We start from the raw sequence: 9,905 nt of genomic DNA, 5'->3' as shown, positions 1-9,905 counted from the left end.
ACTACTACAACAACGACCACCGGCACTCCGGGATCGGCCTGCTCACTCCCGCGACCGTCCACCACGGCCAGGCCGAGACCGTTCAGGCCGCCCGCGCCGAGGTCCTCGCCGCCGCCTACGCCACCCGACCAGACCGGTTCGTCCGCCGCCCACCAGCACCACCACCGCTGCCGACACCAGCCTGGATCAACCCACCCGAACAGACCCCGAACCAGCCAGGCACCACCACAGAACAACCAGCTCAATAGTTCCTACAAGATCTTGCCTCGATCAGGTTGACGGGTTCCGCAGCTCCGCACCGACCTTCGCGCGCAGTGAGGCGGGGCAGTCGGCGGAAAGGTCCGCGCTCTGGAAGCGCGCGCCGAACGTGTTGACGATCTCGCCCTCCACGTCGGCCTCGTCGACGGCCGTCACCCCCACGAGGTCGAGGTTGAAGTGGGTGTCGTCGCCGTTCACGGAGTCGACGGAGACGTTCACCGGGTACGTCGCGCCGTCCGCGGGGTCGGTCAGCGAGCACTGCATCGTCACGCCCACCTCGGCCTTGAGGGATTCCGGGCAGGCCACCTCGACCGGAGGATCCGTCCGCTGGAACAGCGGGCCGAACTCGGCGGCGATCTTTTTCTCCACCTCTCCGCTGGCGACCGAGCCGCCACCCAGGGAGACCGAGCCGTCGCAGCCCGAGAAGACCGCGGCGACCAGCAGGCAGCCAGCCACGACACGGACTCCCCCCGCGGCCACGGCGCCCGGGCGGCGTCGACGCCATCCCGCACCGCGCCGTCCCACACCGCGCACCGACAGGCTTCCCGAGCGCAGATTCATGTCCATCCCCTCCCAGCCCGGCGGAGAATTCCACGAAGAAGATTCCGGCGGATAGGAAAATGGTTTTCACCCGCACGGGAAAAGATCCCGCGCCGCACGCCGAAAAGAACGGAGGAATTAATTCTCGCCAGGCAACAGACCGCGTATGGATGTCAATGTAGCAGTCCGGATCGCGCAGCCGTGAGGCGAAAGAATGTCACTACCGCGACACGACGGGAGGACGTCGGCCCGAATGCGACGGGACTCGTGCCGACCGGCGGGCGAGCCGCTCACCGGGCCGGGCGGATCGTTCCCGTCACCTCGCCGAAGCCGAGGCGCACGCCGTCGGCGCCGGGGGCGGTGGCCCGGATGGTGACGGTGTCGCCGTCCTCGAGGAACGTCCGTTCGGTGCCGTCGCCCAGCCGCAGCGGCTCGGTGCCGTTCCAGGTGAGTTCCAGGAACGAGCCGCACTCGTCGCGGCGCGGACCGGAGACGGTGCCGGAGGCGAACAGGTCGCCGGTGCGCAGCGCGGCGCCGCCGGCGGTGAGATGCGCCAGCTGCTGCGCGGGCGTCCAGTACATCTCGGCGAAGGGCGGGCGGCTGACGACGGAGCCGTTCCAGCTCACCTCCAGCCGCAGGTCCAGGCCCCAGGCGCCGTCGTCCCGCAGGTGGGGCAGCGGTTCGGGTTCGCGTGGTGGTGGCTGGAACCGGGCGGCCGCCAGCGCGTCGAGCGGGACGACCCAGGGGGACACCGACGTCGCGAAGGACTTCCCGAGGAACGGCCCGAGCGGCACGTACTCCCAGGCCTGGATGTCGCGGGCCGACCAGTCGTTGACCAGCACCACGCCGAACACGTGCTCGGCGAACGCCGCCGGGGTGACCCGGTCGCCCAGCGCCGACGGCGTGCCGACGACGAAGCCGACCTCCGCCTCGATGTCGAGGCGGGTCGTCGGCCCGAAGGGCGGCGGCTGGCCGTCGACGGGCCGGCGCTGCCCGCGGGGGCGGACGATGTCGGTTCCGGAGACGACGACCGTCCCGGAGCGGCCGTGGTAGCCGACGGGCAGGTGCCGCCAGTTCGGGTTCAGCGGATCGCCGCCGGGGCGCAGGATCCGTCCGACGTTGCTCGCGTGGTGTTCGGAGGCGTAGAAGTCGACGTAGTCGGCCACGTCCACCGGCAGGTGCAGGCGTACCGCGTCCCGTGGGATCAGGCGCGGTCGCACGTTCGGTTTCTGCGCCGGGTCGGTCAGCAGATCGGTGATCCGCGCGCGGACGGCGGTCCAGTGGCGCCGGCCCCGGCTGAGGAACTCGTTGAGCCGGGGCCGGGCGAACACCGGGTCGCCGAGGGCGGCGGCGAGGTCGAGTACGTGGTCGCCGATGGCGACGCCGATCCGGGGGCTTCCGCCGTCGACGGAGAAGGCGCCGTAGGGCAGGTTCTGCGGTGGGAAGTCCGAGCCCTCGGGCACCGGCACCCACGACCGGGCCGTCACGCCGACCCCCCGGTCCCGGCCGACGCGCCGCTTCCGATCGGCCCCGCGGTCGCGGGCGGTGCCGCCGGGGGGACGAGGCCGAGACGGCGCAGGTCCTCGACCGGGGTGTCCGTCCGGCACGAGCCGTAGGCGACGAGGGCCCGGCGGGCGGCGCGGGCCAGCTCCGGTGGCACCGCACGGGCCTCGGCGACGAGCTCGGCCTCGCCGGTGCGGTCGAGGATCGCGGTGACCGCCGGCAGGTCGGCGCCGTCGACCGCGCGGCAGGTGGCGAGCACCAGGTTGAGGAAGCCGTGGTGGGCGAAGCCGGTTCGCCGGTCCCGATAGGGCAGCGCGTGGTGCAGCCCGGCGGTCGCCTTGAACGGCATGCCACCGCGCACGCAGGCGACCACGAACCGGGCCACCTCCGCGGACGAGGGGAACTGGTCCGCCCGCGCCCCGCCGCACCGGATCTTGGCGCCGTGACCGGCGGCCGACACCCGTTCCAGGGCGGCGAGGTCCCCGCGCGGCGTCTCGACGAAGCAGGGCACGGAGGGCGGCACCGCTCTCAGCGCGGCAAGCTCACCCCACGGCCCCTCGACCCCGACCAGCCCGACGCGCGGGTCGCCCTCCACCCGGGCCAGCGCGGGGTGGAGCGTGCGCGGCTCCAACGGGCCGATGAGACCGAGCGCGAGCGGCCCCTCGGCGGCGGTCCCGTCGAGACGTCCACCCGCGGCGGCCCCGTCGATACACCCGCTGGTGGCCCCACGCCCGCGCGCACCGGCGGCGAGTTCGTCGAGGAGCTCACCGACACGGGCCGCGGGGCACAGGAAGTGGCCGGTCAGCACACCGGTGCGGTCCGCGCGGTCGTGCCGGTGCCGGCGGAGGGCGGCGGGCAGGGGCAGGGCCTCGGGCGGGAACAGCCCGGCGTCGTCGACCAGCCCGGCGAACAGTGACGTCGGCGGGTGGTCGGTCACCGGGCGCCGCCCGGCGCCGCCGCGTGCGCCGCCCACGTCCAGGCGTAGTCGGGGTCCTCGCAGGCCAGACCGCCCGAGCCGAGCCCGAGGGGGGCGAAGGTGTCGACCATGACCGCGAGCTCGTCGACGTACTCGACGCCGAGGCTGGCCTGCACCGCGCCGGGCTGCGGGCCGTGGGTGTGCCCGGCGGGATGCAGCGAGACGGAACCGGGCCCGATCCCCGAGCCGCGGCGGGCACCGTAGTCGCCACCGGTGTAGAAGATCACCTCGTCGGAGTCGATGTTGGCGTGGTAGTACGGCGTCGGGATCGCGTCGGGGTGGTAGTCGACCTTGCGCGGCACGAAGTTGCAGACGACGAAGTCGCGGCCCTCGAAGACCTGGTGCACCGGCGGCGGCTGGTGCAGCCGGCCGGTGATCGGCTCGAAGTCGCCGATGTTGAACAGGTACGGGTAGAGGCAGCCGTCCCAGCCGACGACGTCGAACGGATGGGTCCGGTAGGTCAGCACCGTGCCGGCGACACCGCCGGCCGCCGGGCCGGTCCCAGCCGCGGCCCCGGCTCCGGCCCCGGCCGCGGCTCCGGCCCCGCGGTGCTTCACGTGGACCTCGACGTCCGTTCCGTCCTCGAGCAGCGGGCCGGCCGGGCGGCGCAGGTCACGTTCGCAGTACGGGGCGTGTTCGAGGAACTGGCCCGAGGCCGACAGGTAGCGCTTCGGCGGGCGGATGTGACTGGTCGCCTCGATGACGTAGGCGCGCAGCGGCCCGTCGCCGGTCGGCGTCCACCGGTGCGTCGTCCCGCACGGGACGACGACGTAGTCGCCGGGGCCGGCCGCCAGCGTGCCGAAGACGGTGTCGACGCGGGCGGTGCCGGCCTCGACGTAGACGCACTCGTCCCCGGTGCCGTTGCGGTAGAGAGGTGAGGGCGCGCCGGCGGCGACATAGCCGATCCGGACGTCGGCGTTGCCCAGCAGCAGCCGCCGCCCGGTGACGGCGTCGACACCGCCCCACCCCCCGTCGGGCACGGTGAGGGTGTGGGTGCGCAGGTGCCGCGGCCGCAGCGGATGGTTCGCGACGGTGTCCAGGGCGGGCGGCTCCCAGGGCCGGGCCGCGCTGATCGCGGCCGGGATCTCCCTGTGGTAGAGCAGCGACGAGTCCGCGGAGAAGCCCTCCGAACCCATCAGCTCCTCGCTGTACAGACCGCCGTCGCCGCCGCGGTGCTGCGTGTGCCGTTTGGGCGGGACGTCCCCGATCCGGGCGTAGTACGGCATCGTCGGATCCTCCACGTCGGTTCCTCGCGACATCCGGTCCTCAGAGGTTTCCCCGCTGTTCCTGCTCGCGTTCGATCGCCTCGAAGAGGGCCTGGAAGTTGCCCCTGCCGAAACCGAGCGAGCCGTGCCGCTCGATGAGCTCGAAGAACACCGTCGGACGGTCTCCCAGCGGCCTGGTGAAGATCTGCAGCAGGTAGCCGTCCTCGTCGCGGTCGACCAGGATCCGGCGGCGCCGCAGCTCCTCGACCGGCGCCCGGACCTCGCCGACCCGGGCCCACAGCGCTGGGTCGTCGTAGTAGGTGTCGGGGGTGTCGAGGAACTCGACGCCCGCGGCCCGCATCGCGTCGACCGTGGCGAGGATGTCATCGGTCGCCAGCGCGAGATGCTGCGCGCCGGGACCGCCGTGGAACTCCAGATATTCGGCTATCTGCGACTTGCGCCGGCCGGGCGCGGGCTCGTTGAGCGGGAACTTGACCCGGTGGTTGCCGCTGGCGACCACCTTGCTCATCAGCGCCGAGTACCGGGTGGCGATGTCACCGCCGACGAACTCGGCGAGGTTCGTGAAGCCCATGACCCGGTTGTAGAAGTCCACCCACTCGTCCATCGCGCCGAGCTCGACGTTGCCCACGACGTGGTCCAGCGCCTGGAACAGCCTGCGCGACGCGCCCGGCGGCCGCGCGGGCCTGGCGTGACGCTCGACGTAGCCCGGCAGGTAGCACCCGGAGTAGCGCGACCGGTCGACCAGGGTGTGCCGGGTCCGCCCGTAGGCGGCGATGGCGGCGAGGCGCACGACGCCGTGCTCGTCGCGCAGCTCGTGCGGCTCCTCGAGCACCCGCGCGCCCTGGGCGCGGGCGTGCTCGACACACCGGTCGACGTCGGGCACCTCCAGCGCGATGTCGAGGACGCCGTCGCCGTGCCGGCGGTGGTGGTCGAGCAGGGGGCTGTCCGGGCGCACTCCCCCCTTGAGCACGAACCGCACCGCGCCGCTGGTGAGGACGTAGGAGCAGTGGTCGGGCTCGCCCGTCTCCGGCCCGGAGTAGGCGACGAGGTCCATGCCGAACGCCGACTGGTAGTAGTGGGCCGCCTGGTTGGCGTTGCCGACCACCCAGACCACCGCGTCCCAGCCGGACACCGGGAACGGGTCGCCGGCCGGGTCGTGCTCGACGAGACCGACCAGCTGCCGGAGCTGGTCGACGTCGAGTTCGGCCGAGCGCTCCTGACCGGTCAGCGTCACTTCGGTGCTCATGGACGTCCTCTCGGCCGGGTGGGAGTCGAGGCGGCGGCGGTGCGCGGGAACGCGAGAGGAACACTACCCTGGGTCACGCGATACCCGCCCACCGTCACAGGCGGTCGGGGGCCCTCGGTCGGGAGAGGTCAGCGGCCGGCGACCTCACCGGCGGTCAGGTCCTGGGTTCCGATCACCCGCAGCAGGTCGAGCTGGTCGCGCGCCGGGCTGCCCGGCCGTGGGTGCAGCACGACGAGCATCTGGGCCACCGCCTCGCTGCTGAGCACCTCACACAGCAGGTCCACGGTGCCCACCGCCGGATGGATGATCCGTTTGTGGTCGGCGCGGCGCACCATCACCTCGTGCTCCGCCCAGAGCCGTGCGAACTCCGCGCTGCGGGTCAGCAGATCGGCCACCAGCTCCTCCACGTCCGCGTCGCCGCGGCGCCGGCCGTGGGTGGCGCGCAGGTCCGCGACGTGCGTGCGGGACAGCCGGTCCCAGTCCTCACGCGGGAACCGTGACCGGCCGTCCGGCTCGGTGAACCAGAGCCAGGTGTTGTTGCGGGCCCGTCCCGGGCGGGCGGCGACGTCGCCGGACAGCGCGACCGACATCCGGTTCCGCGCCAGGACCTCCCCGAGGTCGGAGACGACGAACGCCGGGGTGTCGGTGAGTCGGTCGAGGATGTACAGCAGGCCGGGCGAGACGTGCGCGGCGGTGGACGTCCGCGGTGGCGGCGGCTGGCCCGCGAGGTGGAACAGGTGGTCGCGTTCGTCGTCGCTCAGCCGCAGCGCCCGGGCCAGCGCGGCCAGCAGCGGCGCGGACGGCCGCGGCCCACGGGACTGCTCGAGCCGGGTGTAGTAGTCGGTCGACATGACGGCGAGCGCGGCCACCTCGTCGCGGCGCAGCCCCGGGGTGCGCCGACGCGCCCCGGGAGGCAGGCCGACGTCGGAGGGCTGGAGCTGCGCGCGGCGCCGGCGCAGGAAGTCGGCGAGCCCGGAACGGTCCATGCCCACCAGCGTTCCCCGCTCCCGGCCGCCAAGCCAGGGACCGCCGATCCCATGATGAGTGCTCCCTGCCGCGGCGCCGCCCGCCGCCGCAGACTGTCGGTCATGACGCGGACGACGATGACGACGAGGTGGCTCGGGGCGACCGGGCCGCAGGTGGGTGCGCTCGGGCTGGGCTGCATGGGCATGTCCGGCCTGTACGGGCCGGCCGACGACGACGAGAGCGTGGCGACGATCCTCTCCGCGGTCGACGCGGGGATGACCCTGCTCGACACCGGCGACTTCTACGGCATGGGGCACAACGAGCTGCTGGTCGGCCGCGCCCTGCGCCAGCTCGACCGGGACTCGGTCACGGTGAGCGTGAAGTTCGGGGCGCTGCGCGACGCGGTCGGCGGCTGGGGTGGTTTCGACAGCCGCCCGGCGGCGCTGCGCAACTTCCTGGCCTACTCGCTGGTGCGCCTGGGCACCGACCATGTGGACGTCTACCGGCCGGCCCGGCTCGACCCCGCCGTGCCGATCGAGGAGACGATCGGCGCCATCGCCGAGCAGGTCAAGGCCGGCCTCGTCCGGCACATCGGCCTGTCGGAGGTCGGCCCGGAGACGATCCGGCGGGCGGCGGCCGTGCACCCGATCTGCGACCTGCAGATCGAGTACTCGGTGCTCTCCCGTGGCATCGAGGACGAGATCCTCGCGACCTGCCGCGAGCTCGGGATCGCGATCACCGCGTACGGGGTGCTCTCCCGCGGGCTGATCGCCGGCACCGGCCCGTCCGGGCACCCCGGTGACTTCCGGGCGCACAGCCCCCGCTTCCAGGGCGCGAACCTCGACCACAACCTGGGACTCGTCGAACGGCTGCGGCCCGTCGCCGAGCGCCACGGGATCTCCGTCGCCCAGCTCGCCATCGCCTGGGTCGCCGCCGCCGGCCCGGACGTCATCCCGCTGGTGGGGATGCGCCGGCGCGGCCGCGTCGACGACGCGCTGGCCGCGGCGGCCGCCGCCCTCTCCGCGCAGGACCTGGCCGACATCGACCGGGCGGTGCCCGCCGGCGCGGCCGCGGGCGGCCGGTACGAGGACTCCCAGCTCGCCGCCCTCGACAGCGAGCGCTAGCGGGACCAGGACCGCGCCGCCGGGCGCGGACCCGCTGTCAGTCGCCGAACTTGACGTTCCAGACCGTGACGCGAACCTGGCTGACTCCGTTGTCGTACGACAGCACGTTGCCCGAGGCGATGTGGGAGCCCGATCCGGCCACACAGAAGCGAAGGCCGGCATGGTTGTCGAGCTGCGACATCGGCTGGGTCCGCAACAGAAACTCGCAGTTGGCAGCGGTCGGTTCACCCGGGCCAGACCACAGAGCGAGACGCTGGTAGGACTTGACCTGGGCGTCGTACATGTAGAAGGCCCCGTAGCCTCCGCCTGGATCGACTGTGAGTGGTCGCTGCTCGACGTCGACCGAGTCGGCCGCGTCCGTCATGCGCAGCTGTTCCTGGGCCAGCACGCCAGGCGCTGTCGACGAGTCCGGGACCACCGGGTTATCCGCGGAGGATGCGCTCGGTGAAGTACTCGACCGGGAACGACCCGATGGCGTGATGTCAGCGGTGGACTCGGTCGTGGTCTGGTCGACGACGGGGTCGTTGGTGCCGGTCGGCGGATTCTGCGTGGAGCCGGTGCCCGCGAGCCGATCCGCGGGCTGGTCGCCCTGGTTCAGCAGCAGCGCGGCCACCACGACGATGGCCGCCGCGGCGAGCCCGCCGAGGAGCCAGGGGACGTGCCCGCGGCCCGCGCCGCCCCTGCCCGGGTGTCCGGGCAGGGGCGGCGCGCTCCATGGACCAGGTGTGGACGGCGCGGGGGGCGCTGGCGGCCAGGTCGTCCCCTGGTTCTGGGGCGGGGGCGCCGGGGCAGGCGGTCCGGGCGGGGTGATGCTGTAGCGGGTGAGGTCCGCGACCACGGTCGGCGGGAGCCAGCCCTCGCCGATGCGGAGCCGTTCGTCGGTCGAGGCCTCGCGGCAGAGCTCGATCAGCGCGGCGGGGGTCGGCCGGGCCGCCGGGTCCTTCTCCACGCACGGCTCGAGCACCGCGCGGACCTGCTCCGGGCAGCGGTCCCAGTCAGGGGGTCTGTGCTCGATGCGGTGGAAGACCGCGGCATCCCCGCCGAACGGCAGCTCACCGGTGACCGCGTAGTAGGCGGTGGAACCCAGGGCGAACACGTCGCCGGGAGCCGCGAGGGTCTTTCCCTGCACCTGTTCCGGTGCCATGAACGCGGGCGTTCCGACTCGTGCTCCGGTCTGGGTGATCGCCCCCGAGGAGGCCTCGACCGCCCGGGAGATGCCGAAGTCGATGACCCGGGGTCCGTCGGCGGCGAGGATGACGTTCCCCGGCTTGAGATCCCGGTGGATCACACCGGCCGCGTGGATGGACTGCAGCGCCTCCGCGACCCCGGCGATCAGTACCAGAACGGTCTCCAGCGGCAGCGGGCCCTGGCGTGCGACGGCGGCGGCGAGCGAGGGTGCGGCGACGTAGGCGGTCGCCAGCCACGGGCGCGGGGCGTTCGGGTCGCAGTCGATGACCGGTGCGGTGTAGAGGCCCTGCACCCGTTGGGCGATCGTCACCTCCGTCGCGAAGCGGCGGCGGAACTCCGGATCCGCGGCGAACTCCGGCCGGGCGATCTTGAGCGCCACCGGGCGGCCACCGGGCGTGTACGACAGGTACACCGCGCCCATTCCGCCCTCACCGATCCGTGCCCGGAGCAGATATCCGCTGATCTGCCGAGGGTCCTGTGGGGTGAGCGGCGTGAACACCGCGTCCCACGCCGGCACCGATCCCCCGGGCGCACCGGGTGGCGTGGTGTTCATCGTCCCCTCCGGACTCGTTTCCAGGCGCTATGGACACATCAGTGAGCATTTTCAAAGTTTGTTTTTCTAGATTCCCTCCTGTTCCAGGACGAAGACGGCCTGGGTGAACTCGCCGACCCGGCGTGGGCAGCCGCGGAAACGGCTGAGCACGCGCCAGTTCTTCAGGACCGCGAAGCCGCGTTCGCCGGGTGCGCGGGTGGCCGCGAGGACGCGGTTGCTCTCCTTGAGGCCGTCGGAAAGTTCGCCGTTCGCGGGCTTCTTACGGGGCACGAGGAGCAGATCGCTCTCGCCGCCGACGTAGCCCTTGTCGGCGTAGAGGTAGATC

General features: G+C 72.9%; 9 protein-coding genes and 1 pseudogene. 2 read left to right on the top strand and 8 right to left on the bottom strand.

Annotated elements, in window-relative coordinates:
- Positions 1–248: pseudogene (locus tag B056_RS43490) on the top strand (IS3 family transposase); the annotation flags it as partial.
- Between the two features lie 22 nt (positions 249–270).
- Here B056_RS43490 and B056_RS0104755 read toward each other — a convergent pair.
- From B056_RS0104755 to B056_RS0104730, 6 genes are all read right to left on the bottom strand, one after another.
- Complete coding sequence (locus B056_RS0104755) at positions 271–714, bottom strand: DUF4333 domain-containing protein (protein ID WP_230202822.1); 444 nt, start codon at positions 712–714, stop codon at positions 271–273.
- Positions 715–1,088: 374 nt separating this feature from the next.
- Complete coding sequence (fahA, locus tag B056_RS0104750; RefSeq protein ID WP_018500760.1) at positions 1,089–2,285, bottom strand: fumarylacetoacetase; 1,197 nt, start codon at positions 2,283–2,285, stop codon at positions 1,089–1,091.
- Positions 2,282–3,238, bottom strand: coding sequence for a hypothetical protein (locus tag B056_RS35140; RefSeq protein ID WP_154676832.1), 957 nt, complete (start codon positions 3,236–3,238; stop codon positions 2,282–2,284). Before B056_RS35140 ends, fahA begins: the two co-directional genes overlap by 4 nt.
- Positions 3,235–4,503, bottom strand: a complete 1,269-nt coding sequence (locus B056_RS0104740) for a homogentisate 1,2-dioxygenase (protein ID WP_026239331.1) — start codon at positions 4,501–4,503, stop codon at positions 3,235–3,237. The genes B056_RS35140 and B056_RS0104740 overlap by 4 nt, the downstream gene beginning before the upstream one ends.
- A gap of 40 nt (positions 4,504–4,543) precedes the next feature.
- Positions 4,544–5,749, bottom strand: coding sequence for a 4-hydroxyphenylpyruvate dioxygenase (hppD, locus tag B056_RS0104735; RefSeq protein WP_020572310.1), 1,206 nt, complete (start codon positions 5,747–5,749; stop codon positions 4,544–4,546).
- Positions 5,750–5,877: 128 nt separating this feature from the next.
- Positions 5,878–6,735, bottom strand: a complete 858-nt coding sequence (locus B056_RS0104730) for an MmyB family transcriptional regulator (protein ID WP_018500756.1) — start codon at positions 6,733–6,735, stop codon at positions 5,878–5,880.
- A 117-nt stretch (positions 6,736–6,852) separates the two neighbouring features.
- Between B056_RS0104730 and B056_RS0104725 the strand changes: the two genes are divergently transcribed.
- Entirely contained in the window at positions 6,853–7,839 is a 987-nt protein-coding gene (locus B056_RS0104725; RefSeq protein WP_020572309.1) for an aldo/keto reductase, read from the top strand.
- A gap of 37 nt (positions 7,840–7,876) precedes the next feature.
- On the opposite strand, the gene B056_RS41650 is transcribed toward B056_RS0104725, so the two are convergent.
- Together B056_RS41650 and B056_RS0104715 are read right to left on the bottom strand one after the other, a co-directional pair.
- Positions 7,877–9,580, bottom strand: a complete 1,704-nt coding sequence (locus B056_RS41650) for a serine/threonine-protein kinase (RefSeq protein ID WP_084647087.1) — start codon at positions 9,578–9,580, stop codon at positions 7,877–7,879.
- 66 nt (positions 9,581–9,646) lie between these two features.
- Positions 9,647–9,905: transposase family protein (locus tag B056_RS0104715; protein ID WP_018500754.1), on the bottom strand; the 259-nt coding region annotated here is incomplete at its 5' end.

It is taken from the genome of Parafrankia discariae (genome assembly GCF_000373365.1).
Taxonomy (GTDB): Bacteria; Actinomycetota; Actinomycetes; order Frankiales; family Frankiaceae; genus Parafrankia; species Parafrankia discariae.
Note: the sequence above shows the minus strand (reverse complement) of the source record. Positions and strands in the feature narration are given on the sequence as shown.